This window comes from Acidimangrovimonas pyrenivorans (assembly GCF_042643245.1).
GTDB classification, from domain to species: Bacteria; Pseudomonadota; Alphaproteobacteria; order Rhodobacterales; family Rhodobacteraceae; genus Acidimangrovimonas; species Acidimangrovimonas pyrenivorans.
The window spans coordinates 1,282,078-1,307,986 of sequence record NZ_JBHRSK010000004.1; the positions used below are offsets into that span (position 1 = coordinate 1,282,078).

Annotated in this window: 26 protein-coding genes; 9 read left to right on the forward strand and 17 right to left on the reverse strand. The window is 71.1% G+C overall.

The features are described from left to right. Positions 1–2: 2 nt before the first annotated feature. Positions 3–932 (reverse strand): ABC transporter permease, encoded by a 930-nt coding sequence (locus ACFOES_RS09085; protein WP_377832916.1) that lies wholly within the window; start codon positions 930–932, stop codon positions 3–5. Further along, on the reverse strand, positions 926–1,699 hold the full coding sequence (locus ACFOES_RS09090; RefSeq protein WP_377832917.1) for an HAD-IIA family hydrolase: 774 nt from the start codon (positions 1,697–1,699) through the stop codon (positions 926–928). The genes ACFOES_RS09085 and ACFOES_RS09090 overlap by 7 nt, the downstream gene beginning before the upstream one ends. 203 nt (positions 1,700–1,902) lie before the next feature. On the opposite strand from ACFOES_RS09090, the gene ACFOES_RS09095 reads away from it, so the two are divergent. Continuing rightward, entirely contained in the window at positions 1,903–2,769 is an 867-nt protein-coding gene (locus ACFOES_RS09095; RefSeq protein ID WP_377832918.1) for a LysR substrate-binding domain-containing protein, read from the forward strand. A 222-nt stretch (positions 2,770–2,991) separates the two neighbouring features. Here the strand turns inward: ACFOES_RS09095 and ACFOES_RS09100 are convergent, their stop codons facing one another. From ACFOES_RS09100 to atpD, 9 genes are read right to left on the reverse strand one after another with little or no spacing between them, the layout of a single operon-like run. Continuing rightward, positions 2,992–3,906 (reverse strand): F0F1 ATP synthase subunit gamma, encoded by a 915-nt coding sequence (locus ACFOES_RS09100; RefSeq protein WP_377832919.1) that lies wholly within the window; start codon positions 3,904–3,906, stop codon positions 2,992–2,994. Next, the gene (locus ACFOES_RS09105) at positions 3,893–5,407 is read right to left on the reverse strand and encodes a F0F1 ATP synthase subunit alpha (RefSeq protein WP_377832920.1); all 1,515 of its coding nucleotides are present in this window, start codon (positions 5,405–5,407) and stop codon (positions 3,893–3,895) included. Before ACFOES_RS09105 ends, ACFOES_RS09100 begins: the two co-directional genes overlap by 14 nt. Next, a complete protein-coding gene (locus ACFOES_RS09110; RefSeq protein WP_377832921.1) occupies positions 5,404–6,171 on the reverse strand; it encodes a F0F1 ATP synthase subunit B family protein in 768 nt (255 codons plus the stop codon). The genes ACFOES_RS09105 and ACFOES_RS09110 overlap by 4 nt, the downstream gene beginning before the upstream one ends. A gap of 3 nt (positions 6,172–6,174) precedes the next feature. Next, positions 6,175–6,465 (reverse strand): F0F1 ATP synthase subunit C, encoded by a 291-nt coding sequence (locus tag ACFOES_RS09115; RefSeq protein ID WP_377832922.1) that lies wholly within the window; start codon positions 6,463–6,465, stop codon positions 6,175–6,177. Further along, a complete protein-coding gene (locus ACFOES_RS09120; protein ID WP_377832923.1) occupies positions 6,466–7,239 on the reverse strand; it encodes a F0F1 ATP synthase subunit A in 774 nt (257 codons plus the stop codon). A gap of 4 nt (positions 7,240–7,243) precedes the next feature. After that, complete coding sequence (locus ACFOES_RS09125) at positions 7,244–7,525, reverse strand: hypothetical protein (RefSeq protein ID WP_377832924.1); 282 nt, start codon at positions 7,523–7,525, stop codon at positions 7,244–7,246. Then, positions 7,522–7,857: an AtpZ/AtpI family protein gene (locus tag ACFOES_RS09130; RefSeq protein ID WP_377832925.1), complete on the reverse strand. Its 336-nt coding sequence runs from the start codon at positions 7,855–7,857 to the stop codon at positions 7,522–7,524. Before ACFOES_RS09130 ends, ACFOES_RS09125 begins: the two co-directional genes overlap by 4 nt. Beyond that, complete coding sequence (locus ACFOES_RS09135; protein WP_377832926.1) at positions 7,854–8,255, reverse strand: F0F1 ATP synthase subunit epsilon; 402 nt, start codon at positions 8,253–8,255, stop codon at positions 7,854–7,856. The genes ACFOES_RS09130 and ACFOES_RS09135 overlap by 4 nt, the downstream gene beginning before the upstream one ends. Next, a complete protein-coding gene (gene atpD, locus ACFOES_RS09140) occupies positions 8,252–9,679 on the reverse strand; it encodes a F0F1 ATP synthase subunit beta (protein ID WP_377832927.1) in 1,428 nt (475 codons plus the stop codon). The genes ACFOES_RS09135 and atpD overlap by 4 nt, the downstream gene beginning before the upstream one ends. A 268-nt stretch (positions 9,680–9,947) precedes the next feature. Here atpD and polX point away from each other — a divergent pair, with 268 nt between their 5' ends. From polX to ACFOES_RS09175, 7 genes are all read left to right on the forward strand, one after another. Further along, on the forward strand, positions 9,948–11,669 hold the full coding sequence (gene polX / locus ACFOES_RS09145; protein WP_377832928.1) for a DNA polymerase/3'-5' exonuclease PolX: 1,722 nt from the start codon (positions 9,948–9,950) through the stop codon (positions 11,667–11,669). Between the two features lie 148 nt (positions 11,670–11,817). Next, positions 11,818–12,366: an HPF/RaiA family ribosome-associated protein gene (locus ACFOES_RS09150; RefSeq protein ID WP_377832929.1), complete on the forward strand. Its 549-nt coding sequence runs from the start codon at positions 11,818–11,820 to the stop codon at positions 12,364–12,366. Positions 12,367–12,551: 185 nt separating this feature from the next. Further along, positions 12,552–13,940, forward strand: a complete 1,389-nt coding sequence (locus ACFOES_RS09155; RefSeq protein WP_377832930.1) for an NAD(P)-dependent malic enzyme — start codon at positions 12,552–12,554, stop codon at positions 13,938–13,940. A 115-nt stretch (positions 13,941–14,055) separates the two neighbouring features. Then, positions 14,056–14,499, forward strand: a complete 444-nt coding sequence (locus ACFOES_RS09160) for a YbhB/YbcL family Raf kinase inhibitor-like protein (RefSeq protein ID WP_377832931.1) — start codon at positions 14,056–14,058, stop codon at positions 14,497–14,499. Between the two features lie 14 nt (positions 14,500–14,513). Continuing rightward, positions 14,514–15,188, forward strand: a complete 675-nt coding sequence (locus ACFOES_RS09165) for a dienelactone hydrolase family protein (protein WP_377832932.1) — start codon at positions 14,514–14,516, stop codon at positions 15,186–15,188. Beyond that, entirely contained in the window at positions 15,178–16,272 is a 1,095-nt protein-coding gene (locus tag ACFOES_RS09170) for a CapA family protein (RefSeq protein WP_377832933.1), read from the forward strand. The genes ACFOES_RS09165 and ACFOES_RS09170 overlap by 11 nt, the downstream gene beginning before the upstream one ends. Positions 16,273–16,375: 103 nt before the next feature. Then, entirely contained in the window at positions 16,376–17,728 is a 1,353-nt protein-coding gene (locus ACFOES_RS09175) for a nicotinate phosphoribosyltransferase (protein WP_377832934.1), read from the forward strand. Between the two features lie 168 nt (positions 17,729–17,896). Here the strand turns inward: ACFOES_RS09175 and ACFOES_RS09180 are convergent, their stop codons facing one another. The 4 genes from ACFOES_RS09180 to ACFOES_RS09195 form a co-directional block, all read right to left on the reverse strand. After that, on the reverse strand, positions 17,897–18,451 hold the full coding sequence (locus ACFOES_RS09180) for a fasciclin domain-containing protein (protein ID WP_377832935.1): 555 nt from the start codon (positions 18,449–18,451) through the stop codon (positions 17,897–17,899). Between the two features lie 104 nt (positions 18,452–18,555). Beyond that, positions 18,556–19,248 carry an anti-sigma factor gene (locus ACFOES_RS09185; protein WP_377832936.1) on the reverse strand — a complete coding sequence of 231 codons (693 nt, stop codon included), beginning with the start codon at positions 19,246–19,248 and terminating at the stop codon, positions 18,556–18,558. Further along, complete coding sequence (locus tag ACFOES_RS09190) at positions 19,245–19,790, reverse strand: sigma-70 family RNA polymerase sigma factor (RefSeq protein ID WP_377832937.1); 546 nt, start codon at positions 19,788–19,790, stop codon at positions 19,245–19,247. The genes ACFOES_RS09185 and ACFOES_RS09190 overlap by 4 nt, the downstream gene beginning before the upstream one ends. Then, entirely contained in the window at positions 19,787–21,826 is a 2,040-nt protein-coding gene (locus ACFOES_RS09195) for an ASKHA domain-containing protein (RefSeq protein ID WP_377832938.1), read from the reverse strand. Before ACFOES_RS09195 ends, ACFOES_RS09190 begins: the two co-directional genes overlap by 4 nt. A 172-nt stretch (positions 21,827–21,998) precedes the next feature. Between ACFOES_RS09195 and ACFOES_RS09200 the strand changes: the two genes are divergently transcribed. Beyond that, complete coding sequence (locus tag ACFOES_RS09200) at positions 21,999–23,000, forward strand: LLM class flavin-dependent oxidoreductase (RefSeq protein ID WP_377832939.1); 1,002 nt, start codon at positions 21,999–22,001, stop codon at positions 22,998–23,000. A 66-nt stretch (positions 23,001–23,066) separates the two neighbouring features. Here the strand turns inward: ACFOES_RS09200 and ACFOES_RS09205 are convergent, their stop codons facing one another. Both ACFOES_RS09205 and ACFOES_RS09210 read right to left on the reverse strand, forming a co-directional pair. Next, the gene (locus ACFOES_RS09205) at positions 23,067–24,269 is read right to left on the reverse strand and encodes an MFS transporter (RefSeq protein WP_377832940.1); all 1,203 of its coding nucleotides are present in this window, start codon (positions 24,267–24,269) and stop codon (positions 23,067–23,069) included. Positions 24,270–24,442: 173 nt separating this feature from the next. Beyond that, complete coding sequence (locus ACFOES_RS09210) at positions 24,443–25,813, reverse strand: polysaccharide biosynthesis/export family protein (RefSeq protein ID WP_377832941.1); 1,371 nt, start codon at positions 25,811–25,813, stop codon at positions 24,443–24,445. Positions 25,814–25,909 lie beyond the last annotated feature (96 nt).

A 25,909-nucleotide genomic window follows, 5' to 3' on the forward strand; every position in this document is an offset into this window, starting at 1 on the left:
GCTTACCCCTTCAGCTGGTGGCGCAGCCGCGGATCGGCCCAGGCATAGGCGAGGTCGATGGCGGCGTTGACGAGGATGACGGCGACGGCGACGGTGACGACGCCGAACTGAAGCACCGGGTAGTCGCGCCGGATCGCGGACGAGACCAGCAGCTCGCCGATCCCCGGCCAGGCGAAGATCGATTCGACCACCACCGAGCCCGAGGCGGCCAGCCCCGCAACCTGCAGGCCGATCACCGACAGCAGCGTGATCGAAGCGTTGCGCAGGCCGTGGCGCAGGATCACCACAGGCTCGGGCAGGCCCTTGGCGCGGGCGGTGCGCATGAAATCCTGCCCCAGCACGTCGAGCATGGCGTTGCGGGTGAAGCGCGTCAGCGCCGCGATCAGCACCCCCGACATCGCCAGCGTCGGCATGATGAAATGCAGCGCCGTGCCATTGCCCACCACCGGCAGCCAGTTGAGCCAGTAGGCGAAGACCAGCACCATCAGCACGGCGAGGATGAAGTTCGGCACCGCGTAGCCGAGGAAGGCCACGACCATCGCCGCGCTGCCGAGCCAGTGCCTGCGCCAGATCGCGGCGATGACGCCGAGCGGCAGCGACACCAGCAGCGTCAGCCCGATCGCCGACAGCAGCAGCTGCGCCGAGGGCCACAGGCGCTCGGCCACGATCTCGATCACCGGCCGGCGTACGATGAAGGACAGTCCGAAATTGCCGTCGAGGAAGGCCCGCAGGAAGGCGAGGTATTGATCCCAGAGCGAGCGGTCGAGTTCGTAGTAATGGATCAGGATCTCGCGGTCCTGCTGGGTCATCCCCTCGCCGGCGAGGAAGTCGATGGCATTGCCCGACAGCCGGGTGGCGAAGAACACCAGGGTGACGATGACGAAGAAGGTGAGCGCCATCCGGGCGAGGATGCGCAGCGTGTAGCTCAGCATGTCACGATCTCCTGTGTCCGGATCGTCCCGTCCGGCCGTGCGAGCGGGCGTGCGAGCAGGACGAACTCGACCCCGGCGGTGGCGGCGGCGCGGCCGTCGGTCTCGGGCGTATCGCCAAGGAACACCGCCTCGCCCGGCGCCACCCCGGCGCGGGCGAGTGCGGCGACGACGAGATCGGGCGCCGGCTTGGCCAGGCTCGAGGCGGTCGCGTCCGGCACCGCCGCGCGCACCGCCGCCCACAGCGCGCCGGTCTCGGGCCGCGGCGCGCCGTCGGGGCCGGGATGGAAGGTGTCGGGATTGGTCAGCAGCACCGGCAGGCCGCGCGCGGCCATCGCGGTAAGCTCGGCGAGATCGGCGAAGCCGAAGCCGGTGTCGCGCGCCAGCACCGCCAGTTCGGGCTGCTCGCGGTCGGGCGCCAGCCCCAGCGCGCGGGCCAGCGCCACCAGCGGCGGCGCGGCGTAGAGCGCGACGCGGGCGCCGGGACGGCGGCGCTGCAGGTCGCGCAGGGTCTCCTCGCCCGCCAGCACCAGCCGCTCGGCCGGCAGCCCGAGCCCCATCCGGCCGAGCCGCGCCGACAGGTGCTCGGCGGTGTCGGTGGAATTGTTCGACACCACCCAGAGCCGGTCGCCGCAGCGATCGAGCAACTCGGGCACCCCCGGCAGCACCCGGTCTCCGGCGATCAGGCAGCCGTCGAGATCGGCCAGGACGGCGGCGCGCGCGGGCAGCGGCCCTGACAGGAACTCGGGCAGTCCGATCGGCTGGGTCATGGGCAAATCCCTTCTGTTCGGGGCCTCGGCCCCGTTGCGCGCTGCGCGTTCTGTGCTGCGGTGATGGGGCGACGCCCCGGAACAGTTCACGGTTTGAAGAGATTCCGTGACGAAGACGTTACATCTGCAAGCTAAGCAGTCGGCTTATGAAAGCTCCGGTTGGATCCCTGGCGGGCGCCCTGTCGCTCCCGCGCCTGCGGTCGGTGACTGCGGTCGCCGAAGCGGGCTCCTTCTCGGCCGCCGCCCGCCGCCTCGGCGTGTCTCACTCGGCCGTCGCCCAGCAGATTCGCGACCTCGAGACCGCCTTCGGCGTGCGCTTGTTCGACAAGTCGGCCGGGACATTAAGCGCAACGCCCCTCTGCATGGAGCTGTGCGATATCGGCACCCGCATGCGCGAGGCCGAGCGCGACGCGCTGCGCGTGCTCGAACGGCGCGGCCCGACCGGCAAACGGAGGCTCCGGGTCGGGTTGGGCAATTCGATGCCCGGCATCGCCATCGTCCACCAGCTCCTGCGCCAGCACCCGAGCTTGACCGTCCGCGTGGACAGCGGATCGCACCAGGACATTCTCGCCGCGCTCCTGCGGCGCGAGGTCGACGTCGCGGTCCTGCCCGACCTGCCCAAGGACGGCCGGTTCCGCACCGCGGGCGTGCTGTCGCAGGAGGTCGTCGGTATCGTCGCCGCCGATAGCCCGACCGGATTGCGCGACGAGGTCGGCCTTGCCGAGCTGGCGCAACTGCCGCTGATCTTCCGCTCGCAGGGCTCCTCGACGCAGAAGGTCGTCGACCGCGCCTTCCGCGCCGCCGGCCTCGCGCCCGAGCCGCAGCTGATCGCCGACACCCGCGACGCCGTCTACGAGGCGGTGGCGCTGGGGATCGGGGTCGGCTTCATGTGGCGCTTCGGCACCTATCGCACCGACACCGTGCGCCGGCTGCTCATCCGCGAGATGCGGACCACGGTGGACGAGGTCGTGTTCGCCCTGAAGGACGAGCGCAACGAGTTGATCGAGCTCTTCTTCAACGCCGCCGGCCAGATCGATCCCGGCCGGGTCGATCGCCCCGACGCGCCCTAGCGGATCGGCCCAAAGCCAGGCTCCGCTTCAGGCGCGGAGCTGGCCTTCGTGGCGGAAGGGACCGGAGCAAGGCCAAGCTGCGCCGACCTTGACGGCCACAGCCGTATCAGGGCCGGGCACGAGCACCGGGCCCGGATCGTCGCTCCTCGGCCCGGGATCGGGCTCGCCTCCCAAAGCAGCTTGCGGCCGATGATCCCCTGCCCGCTGTTCCGGGGGGCCGCGTCAGCCCCGCGGCCCTTCGGCCTCGGTCGCGGAAGCCTCGTAACCGGCGATGATGTCGAGAAGCTCGGAGGTGATCGTCTCCTGCCGCAACCGCTGGTGCGTCGCACGCAGGTCGTCGAGCTTTTCGCCGATGCTGCGATCCGCGGCCTGCATCGCGGCCGCGCGCTCGGCATGTTCGGCGGCGCGCGACTGCAGCACCGCGGTGAAGACCCGCGCGTAGAGAAGCTGCCGGACCAGGTCGCGGGTCACCGCCGCCGGCGGGCCGAAACAGGCCGGGAGCCGCCGCGACGGCCACGGCCGGCCGCGCAGTTCCGCCAACCATCCGGGATCGATCGGGAACAGCGGCACTTCGACAGGGGCGCAGCCGCCCGCCGGGGCGATGCGCTGGTGAAACAGCACCAGGCGCGACGCCGCCTCGGCCTCGCGCCAGTCATCGAGCCGCATCAGCACGTTATGAACCACCGCCGGCAGGGCTTCGATCGTCGTCGGCGCCTCCTCGCCGTGGCGGGGCGGGCCGGCTTCCGCCCGCCAGCCGAGCTCCGCCCGGCTGCCGACCACGAGGACCAGGCGCTCCCCGACGCCGACGCCGGCGGCTTTCAGCCGGTCGAGCGCGAAGCTCACCACGCGCTCGTTGAAACCGCCGCAGAGGCCGATTTCCGAGCCGATGACGACCACGCCCGTCTTCCCCTCCACCGGCCCCGCCGCCGGCGCCCCGGCCCCGGCCGCGCTTCGCGGCACGTGCCGCAGGGCGACCTGCAGCCCCCTTTCGACAACCGCGAGATAGCGCCGCATCTCCTGCTCCGCCACCTCGTGGCGCCGGATGCTCACCGTCGAGATCGTCTTCATCGTGCGCACCACCGATTGCAGGTCCTCGGCAACCTCGATCCGGCGGGCCAGGTCCTCAAGCGAGGCCATGCTGCACCTCCTCCAGCGCCGTCCGCGCCGCCGCCAGGATCGCCGCGCGGCGGGCGCCCTCGAGCGGCGCCCCGGCGGCGATCTCGGCGGCCTCGGGACAGCTTGCCGCGGCGGTCATCACCGCATCGGCGACGGCGTCGGTATATTCGGCCGCCAGGCCGTCGAGCAGCCCTTCCGACACCGCCAGCAACAGCGCGATCTGCCGGGCGACGGCGATCGGCGCGCCCTCGTCCTGCTTCAGCGCCTCGCGCACCGCGCGGCCGCGGTCGAGCTGGTCGCGCGTGTCCTCGTCCAGCTTGGCGCCGAAGCGGGCGAAGGCCTCGAGCTCCTCGAACTGGGCATAGGCGAGCTTGAGCGGCCCGGCGACGGCACGGAACCCCGGCAGCTGCGCCTTGCCGCCGACGCGCGACACCGAGCGCCCGACATCGACCGCCGGCAGTTGCCCGCGCCGGAACAGCACCGGCGAGAGGTAGATCTGGCCGTCGGTGATCGAGATCAGGTTGGTCGGGATATAGGCCGACAGGTTCTGGGCCTGGGTCTCGATGATCGGCAGCGCGGTCAGCGAACCGCCGCCGGCCTCGGGCCGCAGCTGCGTCGCCCGCTCCAGCAGCCGCGAATGCAGGTAGAAGATGTCGCCCGGATAGGCCTCGCGCCCCGGCGGCCGGCGCAGCAGCAGCGAGAGTTCGCGATAGGCGCGGGCGTGGCGGGTCAGGTCGTCGTAGACGATCAGCACGTCGCGCCCGGCGCGCATGAAATGCTCGGCGATGCTGGTCGCGGCATAGGGGGCGGTGTATTGCAGCCCGGCCAGGTCCTCGCCGCCGGCGACGACGACGACGCAGTTGCGCATCGCGCCCTCCGCCCGCAGCCGCGCCACCACCCGCGCGGTGGCATCGCCGCGCTGGCCGATGGCGCAATAGACCGAGACGACATCGTCGCCGATCTGGTTGAGGATGGTGTCGACCGCGATCGCCGTCTTGCCGGTCTGGCGGTCGCCGACGATCAGCTCGCGCTGGCCGCGCCCGATCGGCACCAGCGCATCCACCACCTTGAGCCCGGTCTGCAGCGGCCGCGCGACCGGCGCGCGTTCGAGGATCGCGGGGGCGGCGACCTCGATCGGCGCCCGGCGCTCGGTCGCCAGCGGCGGGCCGTCATCCAGCGGCCGGCCGAACGGGTCGACGACCCGGCCCAGCAGCGCGTCCGACACCGGCACCGAGGCGACGTATCCGGTCCGGCGCGCATGCTGGCCGGGCCGCAGCCCCTGCGGATCGTGCAGCAGGACGACGCCGGCGCGGCCCGGCGCCAGGTCCATCGCCAGGCCGCTGGCGCCGCCCTCGAAGGCGATCACCTCGTCCGACAGCGCCTCGTTGAAGCCCTCGACCTCGACGACGCCGTGCAGCACGCGCCGGACCACGCCGCGCTCGTGGCTGGACAGGGCCGCCGGACGGGCCGCCAGCCGGTCGAGCCGGTCGAACAGGCTGTCGGCAAGGTCGGGCAGCGTCATGGCTCTGCCTCCCCGGCCTCGAGCATCTGCGCCACCTCCTTTTCGAAGCCGTCGAGATGCTCGGCGATGGTCCAGCCGACATGCTGCGAGCCGAGCCGCAGGACGAGGCCGCAACCCAGCCCCGGATCGGCCTCGAAACCGGGCTCGGCCGGGCGGTCGAGCAGCCCGACCACCGCCTCGCCGACCAGTTCCCGCGCCCGCTCCGACAGCGGCAGCGAGGCGAGGATGGTCGGCCGGTCGCCATCGTCGGCGGCCGCCCGCAGCCGCGCCTGCTGCGCCGGCTCCAGCGCGGCGAGGCGACGGGCGAAGGTCCGGGCCATGCCCTCGACCAGTTCCTGATCCGCCATCTCGTCCAGGATGTGGCGCAGGGTGGCGACGAAACTGGCGGCGGCGCGGCGGCGCAGCCGGTCGAGGAAGGCGGCCTTCTCGTCGGCGAGCTGCTCCTGCCAGGCGGCGCGGCGCGCGGAGATCTCCTGCTTGGCGGCGTCGAGCAATGCGGCCTTTGTCGCCTCGGCCTCCTGCTCGGCGCGTTCCAGCCGATCCTCCCGCTCCTGCTCCAACGCCCTTGTCGCGGCGCGATGGGTCTCGGCGGCGGCCTCGGCCTCGGCCCGGGCCGCTTCCGCCGCCTCCAGCCGCTGCGCCACCGCCACCTCGCGCGCCCGCAGCGCCCGTGCCAGCGGCCGGTACAGGGCCCAGCGCAGCAGCCAGATCAGCACCAGGAAATTGGCGATCTGGGCGGTGACCGTGAGCCAGTCGACCTGCACGTCTCAGCCTCCCGCGCCCTGGGCCGCGGCGGCGATCGCCCAGTTCCAGAACGGGTTGGCGAAGAGCAGGATCATGGCGATCACGAAGCAGTAGATCGCGGTCGATTCGATCATCGCCAGGCTGACGAACAGGGTGCGGGTGATGGTGTTCGCCTCGTCGGGCTGCTGGGCGATGGCGCTCAGCGCCTGGGCGGCGGTGCGCGCCTCGCCCAGCGCCGGGCCGATCGAGCCGATGGCGATGGTCAGCCCGGCGGTGACGATCGAGACGGTGGCAATCAGGGTCAGGGCATCCATTCAGCGGGTCCTTTCGCTTGCAGGCGCATCCGACGCGCCGGTCTGGGTTGAGGGCGGCGGGTTTGTGGGCGGCGGCTGGTTCTCGGCCGCGCCCGGTTCGGCGCCACTGGCCGAGGCGATGTAGACCATCGCCAGCACGGCGAAGATATAGGCCTGGATCACCCCGGTCAGCAGGCCCAGCAGCTGCAGCAGCACCGGAAAGAAGAACGGCACCACCGCCAGCAGCACCGCGACGACGACGGTGCCGCTCATCACGTTGCCGTAGAGGCGCACGGCCAGGGCGATGGTCCGCGACAGCTCTCCGATCACGTTGAAGGGCGCCATCAGCGGCGACGGCCGGAAATAGCGCTTCAGGTAGCCCAGCAGCCCGTTATCGGCGATGCCGTAGATCGGCACCGCGACCAGGACGCAGAGCGCCAGCGCCACCGTCGTCGACAGCGAACCGGTGGGCGACATGAAACCCGGGATCACGCCGAGCACGTTCGACAGCAGCACGTAGAGGAACAGGGTCCCGACGAAGGGCAGGTAGCGGCCGGGATCGCCGCCGCCGATCTGGCGGATCTGGTCGCGGATCATCGCGATCAGCAGCTCGACCGCGATGCGCCAGCGCGAGACCGGCGGCGCCGGGCCGATGCCCAGGGTGGCCAGCCGGCCGACCGCGACCAGCACCGCCATCACGATCCAGGTGTTGACGATGGTGGCCGAGACGGGCCAGCCGCCCAGCCCGCCCAGCGGCAGGGTGAAGACGATCTCGCTGTCCGGGGAAAGTTGCATCGCCCTAGCCCTTGCGCGCCCGCCGAACCGCCAGCAGCCGGATCGCGGTGAAGCCGGTCAGCGCCCCGGCCAGGGCGGCGCCCGGCTGGCCGGCCAGCCGCATCAGGACGAAGGTTCCCGCCAGCACCAGCGCCAGCCGCAGCAGCGCCCCGCCCAGCAACCCGGCTGCGCCGCCACCGGCGCCGAAACGCGCCGCGGCGCGCCACAGCCAGAGCATGTGCACCGCCCCCAGGGCCGCGCCGACGATGCCGCCAAGGGCAAGGTTCGCCACCATTTCTCCGCTCACCGCCGATCCTCCTTGTCGTTTCCTTCGCGCCCGTCGCCGCGCCACGCGCCGGTGCGGCGCACCCACCACCAGGCATTGGCCGAGCCCAGCGCGACCCCGGCCAGCAGCCCCATCATCGTCCAGGACGGGCCGTCGGCAAAGCGCGCGTCGAGCCAGCGGCCGACGGCAACGCCCAGCAGGGTGGGCACCGCGACCGCCCAGCCCACCAGCCCGAACATGCCGACGCCGAACCAGACCGTGTGCCGGCCCTCGCGCCGTGCCCGGACCCGGTGCTCGGCCTTGCGGGCGATGGTGTGTTCGAGCTTGTCGGGCCCTTGCTCCGGTTCGGTCACAGCTCGATCTCCATCACGCCGCGGATCGCCCCGGCCTCGAGCCGGGCCAGCGCCGTGCGCGCCGCCCGCTCGCTGTCGTCGAGCGACAGGAAGCGCCGCGTCACCTCGGCCCGCAGCGTCTCGAGGTCGTCGCTTGCGACCGCGCCCAGCACCGAAACCTGGACCGCGTCGCCGCATTTGACCAGGATGCCCTCGTCGATGCCGAGGAAGTGCTCGGTTCCGTCCTCCGCCAGGTAGGACAGAAGCCCGGGCCGCAGCGCCGTCACCATGTCGATATGGCGCGGCAGCAGCGCAAAGACTCCCTGCGCGCCCTCGGCCACGACCTTGCGCGCCTCGGCCTCGACGATCCGGGCGCCGGGAGTGAAGACCTCGAGGCGCAGGACGGGTTGAGACGTCATTTCCCGCCCTCCCCCACTTCCTCGATCGGGCCGATCATGTAGAGATGGCGCTCGGGCCGGTCGTTGAAGGCCCCGGCGAGGATCTGCTCGCAGCCCTCCAGCGTTTCTTCCAGTGTCACCCGGCGGCCGCTGGCAGCGGTGAAACGCTCGGTGGCCCGGAACGGCTGGGTCAGGAACCGTTCCAGCCGGCGGGCGATCGCCACCGTGCGCTGATCCTCGACCGAGAGCTGCTCCAGCCCGAGCATCGCGATCACGTCCTTGAGGCTTTCGTAGTCCGCCAGCGTCCGCCGCACCGCCCGCGCGACCCGGACGTGACGCGGCGCGGCGACCGACGGGGTCAGCATCTTGGACCCGGATTCGAGCGGGTCGACCGCGGGATAGAGCCCTTGCGCCGCGCGCTTGCGCGACAGCACGATCGTGGCCGAGAGATGGCCGAAGACATGGGCCGCGGCCGGGTCGGTGAAATCGTCGGCCGGGACATAGACCGCCTGAATCGAGGTCAGCGCCCCGGAGGCGGTGGAGCAGATGCGTTCCTCCAGCTCGGCGATCTCGGTGGCGAGCGAGGGCTGGTAGCCAACGCGCGAGGGGATCTGGCCCAGCAGCCCCGAGACCTCGGCCCCGGCCTGGACGAAACGGTAGATGTTGTCGATCAGCACCAGCACGTCGGTATTGAGCTCGTCGCGGAAATGCTCGGCGATCGACATCGCCGCGTGGCCGACGCGAAAGCGCACCGCCGGGCGTTCGTTCATCTGGCCGAACACCATCACGGTGCTGTCCAGCACCCCGGCCTCGGCCATTTCGCGGTGGAATTCCTCGGCCTCGCGCGAGCGTTCACCGATGCCGCAGAACAGGCTGACGCCCTGGTAGGAGCCGGCCATGTTGTAGATCATTTCCGCGATCAGCACCGTCTTGCCGACCCCGGCGCCGCCGAACAACCCGGCCTTGCCGCCGCGCTCGACCGGGCAGAGCAGGTCGATGGCCTTGATCCCGGTCTCGAAGATCTCCGACCGCGTCCGCCGCTCCTTCAGCGCCGGCGGCGCGTTGCGGATCGGCCGCCGCGGCGCCTCGCTCAGCGGCGGGCCTCCATCGACCGGTTCGCCGAACAGGTTCAGCATCCGCCCCAGCGCCGTCCGTCCGACCGGGATCTGCAGCCCGGCGCCGGTCAAGGAGAGTTCCGCCCCCAGCGCCACCGGCTGCGAGGCCGACAGCACCAGGCCGCGCGCCACCCCGGCGGCGGGAAACGAGGCCAGTTCGACCCGCAGCCCGGGATCGTCGACGCCGATGGCGAGGTCGCCCGTGCCGGGAGAGCCGCCCTCGAAGCGCAGCTCGAGCATCTGTCCCGAAATGCGGCTCACCCGGGCCCGAACGGGATCGCCGGGCTCCGGCGGGTCGACGCCATCGACGGTCTGCACGCGCGCAGTCATGAAATCTCCACTCGGTCGACGCGCAGGGCCCCTGCCCGGGCGATGGCGCGCCCCATCCTTCTTCACCGGCAGCCCCGCCTCCGGCGGCGCATGCGGCCTGTCGCCCGCTGGCTCCTGCCCGGTCCATGACAACGGCCGGTCCGGCGAATTGCATTGACGTGTATCAAGCCGGCCGGGAGGATCGCCGCTCCGGCGCTTGATGCCCGTCATTGCCAACGCCTCCCGCCCGGTCTTGCCTTGACGAGCGCAGGCAGCGGAAAGGCAGGCCATGCCGGTTCACAACAGCGAGATCGCCGAGGCCTTCGACCGTATCGCCGACCTTCTTGAGATCGAGGGGGCGAACCGCTTCCGGGTGCGCGCCTATCGCAACGCGGCGATGACGCTGCGATCCGAGACCCGCAGCATGGCCGATCTGGTCGCCCGGGGCGCCGATCTCAGCAAGCTGCCGACCATCGGCGACGACCTCGCCGCCAAGATCGCCGAATTCGTCCGGTCGGGCCGGATCAGGCTGCTTGAGCAGCTGCGCGGCGAGCTGCCCGAGGGGCTGGTCGAGGTGACGGCGATTCCGGGCATCGGGCCGAAGCGGACGCGCGCCCTCTACGAGGCGCTCGACATCCGCTCGCGCGACGATCTGCGCCGCGCCGCCGAGGCCGGACGGATCGCCGCCCTGCCCGGTTTCGGCGACAAGAGCGAGACGAAAATCCGGGCCGAGCTGGCCCATGCCGACCTGGCCGAACACCGGCTGAGGATCGACACGGCCGAGGATTTCGCCGCCCCGCTGCTGGCCTTCGTCCGCGCCCTGCCCGGCGTCACCGCCGCCGAGATCGCCGGCAGCTTCCGGCGCCGGCGCGAGACGGTCGGCGATCTCGACATCGTCGCCGCCGCGGCCGAGGGCGCTCCGGTGACCGCCGGCTTCGTCCGCTACGACGAGGTCGCCCGCGTCGTCTCGCAGGGGGCGACGCGGGTGACGGTGATCCTGCGCGCCGGCCTGCAGGTCGATCTGCGCGTCGTCGCGCCCGAAAGCTGGGGCGCCGCGCTGTTCTATTTCACCGGCAGCAAGGCCCATAACATCGCCTGCCGCAAGCGCGCCATCGCGCGCGGGCTGAAGCTGAATGAATACGGGCTGTTCTCGGGCAAGAGCTCGGTCGCCGGCAAGACCGAAGCTGACGTCTACGCGGCGATCGGGCTGCCCTATATCCTGCCCGAGCTGCGCGAGGATCGCGGCGAGATCGCGGCGGCCGAGGCCGGCCGGCTGCCCGATCTGATCGCCCCGGGCGACATCCGCGGCGACCTGCACGCCCATACCGAGGCCTCGGACGGGCACGACACGCTCGCCGACATGGCGGCGGCGGCGCAGGCGCGCGGCTACGGCTACCTCGCGATCACCGACCATTCGCCCAGCGCCCGCGTCGCCCATGGCCTCGACGCCCGCCGCCTCGCCGTCCAGCGGGACGAGATCGACCGGCTCAATGCCGGGTTCAAGGGCTTCCGGCTGCTGAAATCGAGCGAGGTGGACATCCTCGAGGACGGCCGGCTCGATTTCCCCGATGCGGTGCTGGCCGAACTCGACCTCGTCGTCGCCGCGGTCCATTCTGGTTTCAATCTGAGCGAGGCGGCCCAGACCGGGCGCCTGCTGAAGGCGATGGACAATCGCCACGTCTCGATCCTCGCCCACCCGACGGGGCGGCTGATCAACGAGCGGCGCGCCTATGCGGTGGATTTCGAGAGGCTGGCGCGGGGGGCGGCGGAACGCGGCTGTGCGCTCGAACTCAACGCCAATCCGCTGCGGCTCGATCTCGATGACCGGCAGTGCCGGATCGCCCGCGACGCCGGCGTGAAGATCGCCATCTCGACCGATGCGCATAGCGTGGCCGGCCTCGAGGTGATGCGCTTCGGCATCGACCAGGCCCGGCGCGGCTGGCTGGAGGCGGGGGATGTGCTGAACACGCGCGACTGGCCGGCGCTCGAACCGTTGCTGCGCCGGGCCTGAACGCGCGCCCCCGCCCCCGCGTTCGATATCGGGGGCCGATTGGCGCCGGCATTGACTGCCGTCAATGCCCGCTGGGGGGCCTCGGTGAACAAGATGGCAAGCCATCCTTTGGGGCGCGGTCGGGGCAGAGACGCGAAGGAGACCAGACATGCAGAGATCGCCGGTCATAAGCTGGAAGAACCTCGATCCGGCCCCCGCGGTCGAGGCCCGCATCCACGAGCGGATCGCCGCACTCGAGCGGTTTTTCCCCAATCTCATCGGCTGCCGGGTGGTCGTTTGCGCGCCGCAGCGCCGCAAGGTGTCGGGCCGCGAGATCGACGTCCGCATCCATCTCGAGGTGCCGGGCCCCGACATCGACATCGCCCGCTCGATCCACCAGGGGCAGGCCGGCGACGACGCCCTGCTGGCCGTCAACGCCGCCTTTGCCGCGCTGGAACAGCGGCTGAAGGAATATCACCGCCGCCTCGACGGCAAGGAGGTCAAGCACCACCCGCCGCTGCTGCATGGCGAGATCGTCGAGTTCGAACCCGAACTTGGCTGGGGCTTCCTGCGCGCGGATGACGGGCGCGAGGTCTATTTCCAGAAGGACGCGCTCGGAGAGGGCGCCTGGGAGACGCTCGCCCTCGGCGACCGGCTGCGCTTTCGCGAGATGGAGGGCGAGAAGGGCCCCTTCGCGGTCGATGTCACGGTCGTTTGACCGACCGGTTGGACGACAGGCCCGGCCCCGATGACGCCCGGCCTCCCTTGCCCGGCCTCCCTGCACGGCCTTCCGCTTCGCGGCCGACAGCGGCACGGCCAAGCGGTGCGAAGCCGCGAGCGGTCTGCGGCCGCAAAACCACCGCGCCGGCGCGACAGGACAGGAAGACCGGAAGGAGCCCGAGCATGAGCCAGTCCGAAACCCGCAGCAGCGAGATCGCGGCCCAGGCGCTCGACGCGCATCGCCGCTGGCACGGCAAGATGCAGACGCTGCCGAAATGCCCGGTGCGCGGCATCGAGGATTTCGCCCTCTGGTACACGCCGGGCGTCGCCGCGGCGGCCCGGGCGGTGGCCGAGGACCCGGCGCAGTCCTTCGCCCTGACCGATCGCGGCGACCGGGTCGCGATCGTCTCGGACGGCAGCCGGGTGCTGGGGCTGGGCGATATCGGGCCCGAGGCGGCGCTGCCGGTGATGGAGGGCAAGGCGCTGCTGTTCAAGTATCTCGGCGGGGTCGACGCGACGGCGCTCTGCATCGACCGGCACGGCATCGACGAGATCGTCGATTTCGTGCAGGCGATTGGCCCCAGTTTCGGCGGCGTCAACCTCGAGGACATCGCCACACCGAAATGCTTCCGCGTGCTCGAGAGGCTGCAGGCGGCGCTGCCGATCCCGGTCTGGCACGACGACCAGCAGGGGACCGCGGCGGCGGCCCTGGCCGGGCTGCTCGGCGCGCTGGAGATCGTCGGCAAGGCCATGGCCGAGAGCCGCATCACGCTGATCGGCGCCGGCGCGGCGAATGTCTCGGTCTACCGGCTGCTCAAGGCGGCCGGGGCCGACCCGGCGAAGATGCGGGTCTGCGACAGCGCCGGGCTGCTGCACCAGGACCGGGTCGACATCTCGGCGGATCGGGAGCGGCTGCGCGAGAAATGGACGATCTGCCGCGAGACCAACCCCGACAGGCACCGGGGCGGCATCGTCGAGGCGCTGGCCGGTGCGGATGTCTGCATCGCCTTCTCGGCCCCCGGCCCGGGGCTGATCCCGCCCGAGGCCATCGCCGGCATGACCCGCGACGCGATCGTCTTCGCCTGCGCCAACCCGACGCCCGAGATCTGGCCCGAGGCAGCGCGGCAGGCCGGGGCGCGCATCGTCGCCACCGGGCGCAGCGACTTCGCCAACCAGGTCAACAACGCGCTGGTCTTTCCCGGCCTGTTCCGCGGCGTGCTCGACATCCGCGCCCGCCGGATCAGCGACCGGGCGGCGCTGGCGGCGGCCCGGGCGCTCGTCGGCCGGGCCAGGGCGCTGGGACTGGGCGAGCAGAGCCTGCTGCCGCCGCTGGACGACATCGCCGCGGCGGCGGCGGTCGCCGGGGCCGCGGCGGCGGCGCTCGCGGCCGAGGGAGAGGCCGGGATCGACCGCAAGGCAGAATGGGTCCGCGAGGCGACCACGGCCCGCATCCTTGCCGCCCGCGCGGCCACGGCGCTGATCGCCGGCCCCGACGGGCTCGCCGACGGGCTCGCCGGCGGGCTCTCCGACGGGCGCCACAACGCGCCGGCCGCGTCCGGACAGGCGCGTTGACGCAGGACAATGAAGCGGCGGCGGCGCCGGGCCATGCTTGCGGCTGGATGCAAGCAAAAGACGGCGGGCGCGGCACCATCCCGCAGCAGCGGCTGCCCGCAGGAGGAGACCGCTCATGGCCATGGAACTCACCTCGCCGGCCTTCGCGCCGATGCAGCCGATCCCGAGGGAACATACCTGCGAGGGCGCGAACCTGTCGCCGCCGCTGAACTGGTCCGGGGTGCCGGAGGGCACGGTGAGCCTGCTGCTGACATGCGACGACCCCGACGCCCCGCGCGGGGTGTTCCACCACTGGGCGGCCTGCAACATCCCGGCCACGGCGACGGGTCTTACGGCGGGCGAAGGCGCCGGGCAGGCCGCGCTGAACGATTTCCGCAAGCCCGGCTATGGCGGCCCCTGCCCGCCGCCGGGCGACCGGCCGCACCGCTATGTCTTCCGCCTTGTCGCGCTCGACACCCGCCTCGCCCCGGCCGCCGGGGCGCGCTGCCCGGAGCTCGCGGCGCTGGCGCGGGGGCATGAGCTGGCCCGGGCCGAGTTGATCGGCCTGTTCGGCCGCTAGCAGGGAGGGCGGACATGACGTCCGAGCCATCTTCGCAAGTCCAGGCGGTGCGGATCGAGACCGGGGACGGGCCGGTCCTGCCCGGCGATCTCGGCCTGCCGCAACAGCCCGCCGGCATCGTCGTCTTCGCCCATGGCAGCGGCAGCAGCCGGCTCAGCCCGCGCAACCGCCATGTCGCCGCGGCGCTGCGGCAGGCGAGATTTGCCACGCTGCTGTTCGACCTGCTGACGCCGGAAGAGGCGGCCGACCGCGCCAATGTCTTCGACATCCCGCTGCTGGCCGGCCGGGTCTGCGACGCCCTGCGCTGGATCGCGCGCCAGCCCGCCCTGGCCGATCTGCCCGTCGGCCTGTTCGGGGCCAGCACCGGTGCCGGCGCGGCGCTGGTCGCCGCCGCCCGCATGCCCGGGGCGGTCGGCGCCGTGGTCTCGCGCGGCGGCCGGCCCGACATGGCCGGCGCGGCGCTGGCCTCGGTCCGGGCGCCGGTGCTGCTGATCGTCGGCGGCGCCGACACCCAGGTCATCGCCCTCAACCGCGCCGCAGAGGCCGAGCTGACCTGCGTCAAGGCGGTCGAGATCGTGCCCGGCGCCACCCATCTGTTCGAGGAGCCGGGCACGCTCGACGCGGTCGTGGCGCTGGCGCAGGGCTGGTTCGCGGCCCATCTGCAGACCGCCTCGCGCCATGACCGCTGAGCCCATCCGTCTGTTCCTCGCCGGCGACGTGATGACCGGGCGCGGCATCGACCAGATCCTGCGCCACCCCGGCGATCCCCGGCTCTACGAGCGTTACATGACCTCGGCGGCGGATTACGTGACCCTAGCCGAGCGGCATTCGGGCCCGATCCCGCGCGGCGTCACCGGTGATTACCTCTGGGGCGAGTTGCTGGACGAGATCGAGCGGCGCAACTGCGACCTGCGGATCGTCAATCTCGAAACGGCGATCACCACCGCCGCGCAGCCCGAGCCGAAGGGCATCAACTACCGCATGAACCCGGCGAATATCGGCGTGCTGACCGCGGCCCGGATCGACGCCTGCGGGCTGGCGAACAACCATGTGATGGACTGGGGCGAGGCCGGGCTGGTCGAGACGCTGGCAACGCTGGAGCGGGCGGGCATCGCCTGCGCCGGGGCCGGCCGCGATGCCCGGGCCGCCACGGCGCCGGCGGTCCTGCCCCTGGCCGGCGGCGGGCGGCTGCTGCTGCTCGCCTTCGCCAGCTCCGACAGCGGCGTGCCGCTGCATTGGGACGCGCCCCCGGACCGTCCCGGTCTCGCCCTGCTGCCGGCCGATCCGGTGGCGGCAACGATCCGCGCCGTGGCCGGGCTGCGGCGGCCGGGCGACATCCTGCTCGTCTCGCTGCACTGGGGCGGCAACTGGGGCTATGCGGTGCCCGACAGCCAGCGCCGGCTGGCCCGCGCGCTGATCGGGGAGGCCGGGGCGCAGGTCGTCTTCGGCCATTCCTCGCACCATCCCAAGGGGATCGAGAGGATCGGCGACGGCATCGCCCTCTACGGCTGCGGCGACCTGATCAACGATTACGAGGGCATCGGCGGAGAGGAGGCCTACCGCCCGCAACTGGGCCTGGCCTACTTCCTCGATCTCGACCGCCGGGACGGCCGCTTCCGCGGCCTCGAAATGCTGGCGCTGGAACGGCACCGGTTCCGGCTACGGCGCGCCTCGCCCGAAGACGCCGTCTGGCTGCAGCAGAGCCTCGCCCGCGTGCCGCTCGGCCCCGCGCCGCGGCTCGACCCGGACGGCACCCTCCGGCTCGAGGCCTGACCGCCGGCTTGATGCGCATCAACGCCTCCGCCGCGCCGCTGTGGCACGGGCAAAGACAGACGGGCACGGCCCCCGGCCGGCGGAGAGAGGATCGAACGGCGCGATGACGGACAGCTTTCTTCTTACCGACCTCTACCAACTGGCGATGATGCAGGCCTATCTCGAGGCCGGCGAGACCGACATCGCCGTGTTCGAGTTCTTCGTCCGCAAGCTGCCGCCGGGGCGCAACTTCCTCGTCGCCGCCGGGCTGGACCAGGTGCTGGACTATCTCGAGACGCTGACGGTGTCCGAAGAGGACCTGTCCTGGCTGGCGGGGAGCGGCCGCTTCTCGCCGCGGCTGATCGACTACCTGCGCGGCTTCCGCTTCACCGGCGAGGTCGCGGCGATGCCCGAGGGCACCGTGTTCTTCCCCGACGAGCCAATCCTGCGCCTCACCGCGCCGCTGCCGGAGGCGCAATATGTCGAGACCCGGATCGTCAACCTGCTGCAATTCGAGACCCTGATCGCGTCGAAGGCGGCGCGGATGCGGCTGGCGGCCGGCGCGCGGACGCTGGTCGATTTCGGCCTGCGCCGGGCGCATGGCAGCGAGGCCGGGCTGCTGGCCGCGCGCGCCGCCTACCTGGCCGGCTTCGACGCCTCGGCCACCGTGCTGGCCGAGAAGTGCTTCGGCGTGCCGGCGGTCGGCACCATGGCCCATTCCTTCGTCCAGGCCCATGACAGCGAGACCGCCGCCTTCCTCAGCTTCGCCCGGGCGCGGCCCGACAACCTGACCCTGCTGATCGACACCTACGACACCGAGGAAGGGGCGCGGAAGGTCGTCCGGCTGGCGCCGAACCTGCGCGCCGAGGGGATCGAGATCGGCGCGGTGCGGCTCGACAGCGGCGACCTGGTGGCGCTGGCGGTGAAGGTGCGGCAGATCCTCGACCAGGGCGGGTTGCCTGCCGTCCGCATCCTCGCCAGCGGCGGGCTGGACGAGCACCGCATCCGGGCCCTGCTGACCGCCGGCGCGCCGATCGACGGCTTCGGCATCGGGACCAGCCTGACCACCTCTGCCGACGCCCCGGCCTTCGACTGCGCCTACAAGCTGCAGGAATATGCCGGGCTGGCGCGGCGCAAACGCTCGGCGGGCAAGGCGACATGGCCGGGCCGCAAGCAGGTCTGGCGACGCTTCGATGCCGACGGGCGGATGGCGGGCGACACGATCTCGGTCGCGGGCGATCCGCAAGAGGGCCAGCCGCTGCTGCAACCGGTGATGCGGAACGGACGCCGGCTCGGCCCCGCCCCGTCGCTGGCGGAGAGCCGGGACCATGCCGCGCGCCAGCGCGCCGGCCTGCCGGAGGCGATGACGGCGCTGGAGGACAGCCGCGGCTACCCGGTGACCATCGCCCCGGCCCTGCGGGCGCTGGCGCAGGAGGTCGACCGGCGCATCGACGTGCTGAATGCCCGCGACGCCTAGGATGTGCCCTGACGGATCTCGCGCCCTCCGCTCGGCTCGGACGATCACGCCGTCGAGATCTTTGCAGGGGCTGCGGCCAGGCCGCTCGCCGTCCCGGCTGGCGGCCGAAACGGAACGGGCCGCCCCCGTGGAGAGGACGGCCCGGCGTCATGCGCGACAGCTGCGGCGTCAGTTGGCCGGCAGCAGGACGTGGTCGATGACGTGGATCACGCCGTTCGACTGCTTGACGTCGGCGATGGTGACATTGGCGATGTTGCCCTGCCCGTCCTTGATCTCCAGCTTGGCGTCCTTGACCATCGCGGTGAAGGTGCAGCCGCCGACCGTCTTGATCTTGGCCATGCCGCCGCCATCGGCGACCATCTTGGTCAGGTCGGCGGCCATCTCGTCCCCGGCCACGACGTGGCAGGTCAGGATCTTGGACAGCTTGTCCTTGTTCTCGGGCTTGAGCAGGCTGTCGACGGTGCCTTTCGGCAGCGCCGCGAAGGCCTCGTTTGTGGGCGCGAAGACGGTGAAGGGCCCCTGCCCTTCCAGCACCGGCACCAGCCCAGCGGCCTTCACCGCCGCGACCAGCGTGGTGTGGTCGTCCGAATTCACCGCGTTCTGGACGATGTTCTTGCTGGCATACATCGGCGCGCCGCCGACCATCGGATTGGCGGCCATCGCGGCGCAGCCTGCCAGGGCAACGGTGGCGGCGGTGGCGGCGATCTTGAAGTTCAGTTTCATGGTCGTCTCCTCAGGTTGCGGTCCGGGCTCCGTTCCCGGTTCCATGGCCTGAGTTACGCAGCGGCGGCGCGAACAGTTTCATCGCGGCGCCGCTTTTCTTCGCTTCACAGCTTGGTCAAGGGCCCCGTCACCAGCACCGGCCCGGTCGGCGCGCCGGTGCGCGAGCCGCCGATGGGCTCGAGGCTGACCGCCAGCACCGCGCCCGGCCGCAGTGCCGGCAGCGACAGCTTGGTCACCCCGCCGCGCAGCAGGCCGAGCGAGATCGGCACGCCGCCCTTGGCGATCAGCCAGAGCTCGTAATCCCGGCCCTTCTCGGCGGCAAGGCCGACGGTGCGCGAGACTTGCAACTCCTTGGTCTCGGCGCTCCAGGCGGCGGCGAAGACCAGCGGCATGCCCCTGGCCTCGATCGTCGCGGCATAGCGGTCGGCGGGCGCGTCGAAGCCGTCGGTATGGTTCATCACCAGCGTCAGCAGCGCCACGGCGGCCAGCGCGCCGCCGACCAGCACCCAGGCGAGGCGCATCAGGTTGCGCTGCTGCACCCTGGCCGGGGTGCCGAAGATCCGCGCCTCGATCTGCGGCAGCAGATCGGGGGCGTGTTCGGGCTCGTAGGCCATGTTGAGCGGCGAGAAGCGGTGTTCCCAATCCGCGACCAGCGCGGCGAAATCCGGCTCCTCCTCGATCCGGTGCTCGGCCACCAGCCGCTCGTCGCGGGGCAGCGTGCCGAGGACGTATTCCGCGGCGATCACGTCGTCCCGGCTGTCAGCGCCGGGCCCCAGGGAGATCGGGCTTTCATTCATGCCTCCAGACACTCCCTCAGCCGGATCAGGCCCCGCTGCAGCCAGGTCCGGATCGTGTCCTGCGGCACGTCGTGGCGCCGGGCGAGCTGGGCATAGGACAGCCCGCCGATATAGGCGCCGCGCACCGCCTCGGCCCGGTCGGGGTCGAGCGCGTCGATGCAATCGCCGATGCGCCGCACCCGTCCGGCCGCCACCACCGTGACCTCGGCCGCCGGTGCCGGCTCGGGCATGTCGACCGCGGCGGCGTCCTCGGCCGTCGGCGCCGGCTCGGGCCGGGCGCGCAGCCGGTCGATCGCATCGGCCCGCGCCACCGCGATGATCCAGGTCATGCCGCGGCCGCGCGCGCCGTCGAAGCGGCCCGCCCGCAGCCAGACCCGGGCAAAGACCTCCTCCAGCGCCTCTTCGGCCTCGGCCCGGTCGCGCAGCATCTGCAGCAGCACGCCGAAAACCTTGGCCGAGGCGGCATGATACAATTCGCCGAAGGCCGCACGGTCCTGCGCGGCCACCCTGGCCAGAAGACCCGATATCGGGTCCGGGGTCACCCGCGCCGTCTCCTGCGGCCGCGGTCGCGGTCGCCGCCGCTGTTGAAGCTGACATCCGGCAGGGTCACCACCTTGCCCAGCTCGGGGAAGGCGTCGACCGCGTGCGGCAGGGCATTCGCGTTGACGAAATGCTCCTGGAACCGCGGTTCGATCGCGGTCTCGACCTTGTGAATCCTGCCGACCACTGCTTCGATCTCCTCCCTCGCCGCGACATTGCAGAGCGCGATGCGAGCTCCCGTTCCGGCAGCATTGCCCGCCGAAATCACGTTTTCAAGAGGCGCGTCGGGGATCATGCCCAAGATCATGGCATGCTTGGCCGAAATATGGGCACCGAACGCACCGGCCAGAACCACCCGGTCGACCTTGTCGATGCCCAGCTCATCCATCAACAAACGCGCGCCGGCATAGAGCGCGGACTTGGCCAGCTGGATCGCGCGGATGTCACCCTGCGTGACCGTGATCCGCGGCCCGCCCTCGGCGGCGCCGTCATGGATCAAATATGCGTGAGTGCGACCTTCCGCCACGAGTCGGGGGCTGCCGACCTGCTCGGCCGAGCCGATCAGGCCCGAGGGATCGACGATCCCGGCCGCCCGCATCTCGGCCACCGCCTCGATGATGCCCGAGCCGCAGATACCGGTGATGCCGGTCGCCGCGGTGGCCTCGGCAAAGCCGGCCTCGTCCGACCACAGATCGCAACCGATCACCTTGAAGCGCGGCGCCTTGGTCTCCGGGTCGATCTGGAGCCGCTCGATGGCGCCCGGCGCGGCGCGCTGGCCCGAACTGATCTGGGCGCCCTCGAAGGCCGGGCCGGTGGGCGAGGAGCAGGCCAGCACCTTGTCCTTGTTGCCCAGCAGGATCTCGGCATTGGTGCCGACATCGACGATCAGCACCATGTCCTCGGACTTGTGCGGCTCCTCCGCCAGCGCCACGGCGGCGCAGTCGGCGCCGACATGGCCGGCGATGCAGGGCAGAATATAGACCCTCGCGTCGGAATTGATCGCCGACAGCTCCAGCTCGCTCGCGTCGAAGGCCAGCGATTCCGACACCGCCAGCGCGAACGGCGCCTGGCCCAGCTCGACCGGGTCGATGCCCAGCAGCAGGTGGTGCATCACCGGGTTGCAGACGAAGGTGGTCTCGACGATCAGCTGCGGGTCGATGCCCGCGTCCTTGGCGATCTCCTTGGCCAGGTCGTTGATCGCGCCGCGCACCGCCCTGGTCATCTCGACATCGCCGCCGGGATTCATCATCGCGTAGCTGACCCGGCTCATCAGGTCCTCGCCGAAGCGGATCTGCGGGTTCATCACCCCGGCCGAGGCCAGCACCTGGCCGTTGCGCAAGTCGCACAGATGCGCCGCGATGGTGGTCGAGCCAAGGTCGATGGCGAGGCCGTAGAGCCGACCCTCGAAGAACCCCGGCCAGACCTCGAGCACCCGCGCCCTGGCGTCGTGATTGCCCTTGTTGAGCGCGACGGTGACCTTCCACTCGCCCTTGCGCAGCGTCGGCTGCAGCTTGCGCAGGATGTCGAGATCGGCCTCGACATCCGCGACCTGCCACTGCTCCTTCAGCGCCGCCTTGAGGCGCTCGAAATCGCCCGAGGGTTCGTGCATGTCGGGCTCGGCGACCTCGACGTAATAGAGCCGGCTGGCCGGGTCCATGACGATCGCCCGCGCCGTCGCCTCCTTGCGCACGACCTGCTTGTGGACCTGGCTTTCCGGCGGCACGTCGATGACCACGTCGCCCATGATCCTGGCCTGGCAGCCCAGCCGCCGGCCCTTGGCCAGCCCGCGGACGCGGTCGTAGCGTTCCTCGACCTGGTTCCATTCCGACAGCGCGTCGGCGGCGACATGGACCCCGTGCTTGGGAAATTCGCCATAGCCCGGCGTCACCTGGCATTTCGAGCAGATGCCGCGGCCGCCGCAGACCGAGTCGAGATCGACCCCGAGTTGCCGGGCGGCCGTCAGCACCGGGGTGCCGCGCGGCACCCGGCCGCGTTTGCCCGAGGGGGTGAAGATGACCAGCGCGTCCTGTTCGGCCATGAATACCGCTCCTTTGTCCTTCCCTGTCGTTCTAGGCGGGCGCGCGCGAAGCGCAATGTCTGTTCGCGGCGCCTTTCGGTCGCTCGCCGTCAAGCTTCTCCCTTTGGCCGCCCCCTCGCCTTTCCGGCGCCGCGCCCTATCATCCGGCGCTGCAGCAACCGAAGGCCCGCCGATGATCCCCTATTCCGTCCTCGACCTCTCGCCCGTGCCCGAGGGCGCCAGCACCGCCGACGCCCTGGCCAACACGCTCGACCTCGCCGCCCATGCCGAGGCGCTGGGCTATCGCCGCTTCTGGCTCGCCGAGCACCACAACATGCCCGGTATCGCCAGTGCGGCGACGGCGGTGGTCATCGGCCGGGTGGCGGCGGCGACCTCGACCATCCGGGTCGGCGCCGGTGGCATCATGCTGCCCAACCACGCACCGCTGGTGGTGGCCGAGCAGTTCGGCACCCTGGCGACGCTGTTTCCCGACCGCATCGACCTCGGCCTCGGCCGGGCGCCGGGCACCGACCCGCGCACGATGCGGGCCCTGCGCCGCAGCCTCGAGGCCTCGGACAGCTTTCCCGGCGACGTCGTCGAGCTGATGCGCTATCTCGGTGATCCCGAGCCCGGCGCGCCGATCCGCGCCGTCCCCGGCACCGGCACCCATGTCCCCGTCTGGATCCTCGGCTCCAGCCTCTACGGCGCCCAGCTCGCCGCCCATCTCGGCCTGCCCTACGCTTTCGCCTCGCATTTTGCGCCGCAGGCGCTGCGCGAGGCGCTGGCGATCTACCGCGAGACCTTCCGCCCCTCGGAGACCCATAGCAAACCGCATTTCATGCTGGCGATCAATGTCTTCGCCGGCGAGGACGATGCCGAGGGCGCCTATCTCAAGACCTCGATGCAGCAGGCCTTCGCCAACCTGCGCTCGGGCCGTCCGGGCAAGCTGCCGCGCCCGGTCGCCGACATCGAGGCCCATGTCGAGCCGGCGATGCGGCGCATGGTCGACCAGGCGCTGGCGGTCTCGGCCAGCGGCGGCCCGGCGACGGTGCGCGACCAGCTCGCCGCCCTGATCGGTCAGCACCGGCCCGACGAGGTGATCCTGACCGGCCAGATCCACGACCCGGCCAAGCGCCGCCGCTCGTTCGAGATCGCGGCCGAGGCGATGCGGGCGATCGCGGTTCCGGCCGGCTGAACGACATCGGGGCCGAGGCGATGCCCCGGCCCCGGCATTTCCGGCCGAAAACGTGACCCGCCGGCGTCAGCCGTGCTGGCTGTCCGGCGCCCGGCCCAGTTTCAGCTGCGTGCCGCCCCAGAGCAGCGTCAGCGCCAGCACGAAGCCGAGCAGCAGCGCCGTGCCGCCATATTCCAGCGCCAGGCCGCCGACGGTGCCGCCGAAGAAGATGCCGATGAACTGGGCACTGGAATAGAGGCCCGAGGCGGTGCCCTTGGATGCCGCCGGCGCCGCCTTGGTCAGCAGCGAGGGCAGCAGCGCCTCGAGCACGGTGAAGGCGGTGAAGAACAGCACCAGCGCCAGCACCAGCCCGACGGTGCTGTTGTCCCACAGCAGCAGGGCCAGCTCGCTGAGCCCGATGCCGGTGATCGACAGCAGCCGGACCTGGTTCATGCGGCCATGCTTCTCGGCCATGATGACGAAGGGCACCATCAGGATCGCCGCCGCCGCCAGCACCGGCAGATAGAGGATCCATTCGTTGCCGCCATGCAGCGCCAAGGTGTGCGAGATGATCGTCGGCACGGCGAGGAACAGCGCCGTCATCGTCGCGTGCAGGGTGAAGATGGCGAAATCGAGCTCGAGCAGGCGCGGATCGGTCAGCAGGTGGCGCATCCGCGTCGGGGCGATGCCGACCCCGGCCTCGTGCGTCTCGCGCGTCGGGATCACCATCGAGGCGATGACGATGCCGATCAGGGCCAGCGCCGCCGTCAGCCAGAAGATCCCGGCCATGCCGGCAAAGACCGCGATCGCCGGGCCGACAACGACGGCGACCATGAAGGAAAACCCGATCGAGACGCCGACGATGGCCATCGCCCGGGTCCGCGTCTCCGGCCGGGTCACGTCCGCGACCGAGGCCAGCAGCACCGAGCCGATGGCGCCCGCGCCCTGCAGCGCGCGGCCGACCAGCACGCCCCAGATCGAGCCCGACAGCGCCGCGATGACGCTGCCGACGCAGAAGACGGCAAGGCCGAGCACCACCATGGTGCGCCGGCCAAGCCGGTCCGAAAGCAGCCCGAACGGGATTTGCAGCAGCCCCTGGGTCAGGCCGTAGGCGCCCAGCGCGAAGCCGATGTTGCGCGGTGTCGCCCCGCTCAGGCCGCGGGCGAAATGCGCGAAGACCGGGTAGATCATGAACAGCCCCATGAGCCGCGTCATGTAGATCGCCGCGATTGCCGCCGTGGAACGGAACTCGGTCTTGGTCAGGGTGGTTTCGTTCTTTTGATGACTCATGCTACCTCGCTCATCCGGCTTTCCGCCAATAGACGGCAATGATCGGCTCTATGGCCCCCGAGGCGAAGGTGGCGAAAGGGATTTTGTGTAAACATTCTTGTGATCGCGCGCGCCAGGCGGCGATCTTCGCATCCGTTGACGGCGGATTTCCCGCCCGCGCCGTCCCTGCCGCGCTACTGCCCGACCTCGGCGCGGGCCGCGGGGGCCGGCTCGCCGGTGACGACCTTGACCTTCGCGACCGAGACGATCAGCGTGTCGCCCGGCGCAAGCACCGTGGTGGCCGTCGCCTGCTTCGACGGTCCGATCGCGTAGGTCACGTCCGGCTCCGCCTGATACACCGCATCGCCGACATAGCCCTGGGCGAGTTCCGCCGACCGACGCTCCCCGCCCCGGCGGGCATAGAGCGTGGCGAGCTGGGACTGGACGCTGTCGAGCTTGCCCAGGACATCGCTCCGCGTCGAGGCGGCGAAGTTGTTGAGCTTCAGGTTCTGACGCTCGAGCGAGACCTGCGTGTCGCCGAGCGAGATCAGCAGATCGATGCGCGAGGACAGCATGCTGGAATAGGACGTCTGCAGCGCCACGTAGTCGGATTGCCGGGCAAGCCCCCTGTCTCTCAGCGATTGCAGCTTCTCCAGTTGCGCCTTGGTTTCGGCGATGCTGCCGTCGAGCACGTCGAGCTGCGCCCCCAGCTTGGTGATCTTTTCCGCGAGCGCCTGGCCCTGAAGCTTGTCCGAATTGGCCTCGGCAAGGGTCGAGTCGATCCAGTCGGCCATCATTGACTGTTGCGTGGCGCGCATTCCGGCCAGGCCCGGCGCCTGCGCCACGTCGCCGGGGAACCGGATCGGGCGGAACGCGCCGCCCGCCCCGAGAAGCTGGCGGAACTGGGCGATGGTGTAACCGGCAAGCAGGCGGGTGGCCTGCCCGGCCTGGTCCGCCGGTGGCGACGCGGCCGCCTGCGGCGGCAGGAAGGCGGCAAGGTTCAGCGCCTCGGAAGCCGTCTTCTCGCCCGCCTTCCCGTCGAAAACGAGACTGACGAAGTCGCGCTCGGCCTGGAGCCGCGCCTGCTGAGCATGCAGGGTCGCGATCGACCGCTCCAGCGTGGTGTAGGTTTCGATCGTGCCATAGGCCTGGAGCGTGGTCCCGAACTGGTCCAGCATCGCCTTTCGCAAGCCGCCGGACAGGGCGACGGCCTGCTCGACCGTCAGCCCGGGATGCCATTTCAGGGCGCCCGGAGTGCGGACGTCACCGTCGACATAGACATCTCTGCGCTTGACGACATCGATGTAGACACTCGGCTGCTCGACCACCGCAGCGTTCTTGAGCGCGGTCCTGACCCGGTCCTCGAGTTGTTCGACCGTCCCCCCCGCGGCATCGACGCGCCCGACCAGCGGCAGCAGGATCTTCCCGTTCTCGTCAAGAGTCCGCTCGCCGGACAAGGCGGGCTGCCCATAGATGGTGACATTGACGATCTCGCCCGGAGCAAGCGGGATCGAGCCGGCCCGAACCGTCCCCGGCAGGGCGGCGAAAATCAGCAAAAAGCTCAACACAAGCACGTTAAAACATTGAATTTTAGGCCTCATCGCCAGCCTCGCACAAATTGCGTCGGAATCTGAAATGCGTTATAGGTTTATATTAAAGTA

What these genes read in the sequence shown, in the direction of transcription:
- ACFOES_RS09160 (WP_377832931.1), top strand. Translation starts at nt 14,056, where the DNA reads ATGGCCATGGAACTCACCTCGCCGGCCTTCGCGCCGATGCAGCCGATC.
- ACFOES_RS09135 (WP_377832926.1), bottom strand. Translation starts at nt 8,255, where the DNA reads ATGACGTCTCAACCCGTCCTGCGCCTCGAGGTCTTCACTCCCGGCGCC.
- polX (WP_377832928.1), top strand. Translation starts at nt 9,948, where the DNA reads ATGCCGGTTCACAACAGCGAGATCGCCGAGGCCTTCGACCGTATCGCC.
- ACFOES_RS09115 (WP_377832922.1), bottom strand. Translation starts at nt 6,465, where the DNA reads ATGGATGCCCTGACCCTGATTGCCACCGTCTCGATCGTCACCGCCGGG.
- ACFOES_RS09180 (WP_377832935.1), bottom strand. Translation starts at nt 18,451, where the DNA reads ATGAAACTGAACTTCAAGATCGCCGCCACCGCCGCCACCGTTGCCCTG.
- ACFOES_RS09100 (WP_377832919.1), bottom strand. Translation starts at nt 3,906, where the DNA reads ATGGCCTCGCTTGAGGACCTGGCCCGCCGGATCGAGGTTGCCGAGGAC.
- ACFOES_RS09195 (WP_377832938.1), bottom strand. Translation starts at nt 21,826, where the DNA reads ATGGCCGAACAGGACGCGCTGGTCATCTTCACCCCCTCGGGCAAACGC.
- ACFOES_RS09205 (WP_377832940.1), bottom strand. Translation starts at nt 24,269, where the DNA reads ATGAGTCATCAAAAGAACGAAACCACCCTGACCAAGACCGAGTTCCGT.
- ACFOES_RS09090 (WP_377832917.1), bottom strand. Translation starts at nt 1,699, where the DNA reads ATGACCCAGCCGATCGGACTGCCCGAGTTCCTGTCAGGGCCGCTGCCC.
- ACFOES_RS09085 (WP_377832916.1), bottom strand. Translation starts at nt 932, where the DNA reads ATGCTGAGCTACACGCTGCGCATCCTCGCCCGGATGGCGCTCACCTTC.
- ACFOES_RS09155 (WP_377832930.1), top strand. Translation starts at nt 12,552, where the DNA reads ATGAGCCAGTCCGAAACCCGCAGCAGCGAGATCGCGGCCCAGGCGCTC.
- ACFOES_RS09185 (WP_377832936.1), bottom strand. Translation starts at nt 19,248, where the DNA reads ATGAATGAAAGCCCGATCTCCCTGGGGCCCGGCGCTGACAGCCGGGAC.
- ACFOES_RS09150 (WP_377832929.1), top strand. Translation starts at nt 11,818, where the DNA reads ATGCAGAGATCGCCGGTCATAAGCTGGAAGAACCTCGATCCGGCCCCC.
- ACFOES_RS09165 (WP_377832932.1), top strand. Translation starts at nt 14,514, where the DNA reads ATGACGTCCGAGCCATCTTCGCAAGTCCAGGCGGTGCGGATCGAGACC.
- ACFOES_RS09200 (WP_377832939.1), top strand. Translation starts at nt 21,999, where the DNA reads ATGATCCCCTATTCCGTCCTCGACCTCTCGCCCGTGCCCGAGGGCGCC.
- ACFOES_RS09175 (WP_377832934.1), top strand. Translation starts at nt 16,376, where the DNA reads ATGACGGACAGCTTTCTTCTTACCGACCTCTACCAACTGGCGATGATG.
- ACFOES_RS09105 (WP_377832920.1), bottom strand. Translation starts at nt 5,407, where the DNA reads ATGACGCTGCCCGACCTTGCCGACAGCCTGTTCGACCGGCTCGACCGG.
- ACFOES_RS09170 (WP_377832933.1), top strand. Translation starts at nt 15,178, where the DNA reads ATGACCGCTGAGCCCATCCGTCTGTTCCTCGCCGGCGACGTGATGACC.
- atpD (WP_377832927.1), bottom strand. Translation starts at nt 9,679, where the DNA reads ATGACTGCGCGCGTGCAGACCGTCGATGGCGTCGACCCGCCGGAGCCC.
- ACFOES_RS09120 (WP_377832923.1), bottom strand. Translation starts at nt 7,239, where the DNA reads ATGCAACTTTCCCCGGACAGCGAGATCGTCTTCACCCTGCCGCTGGGC.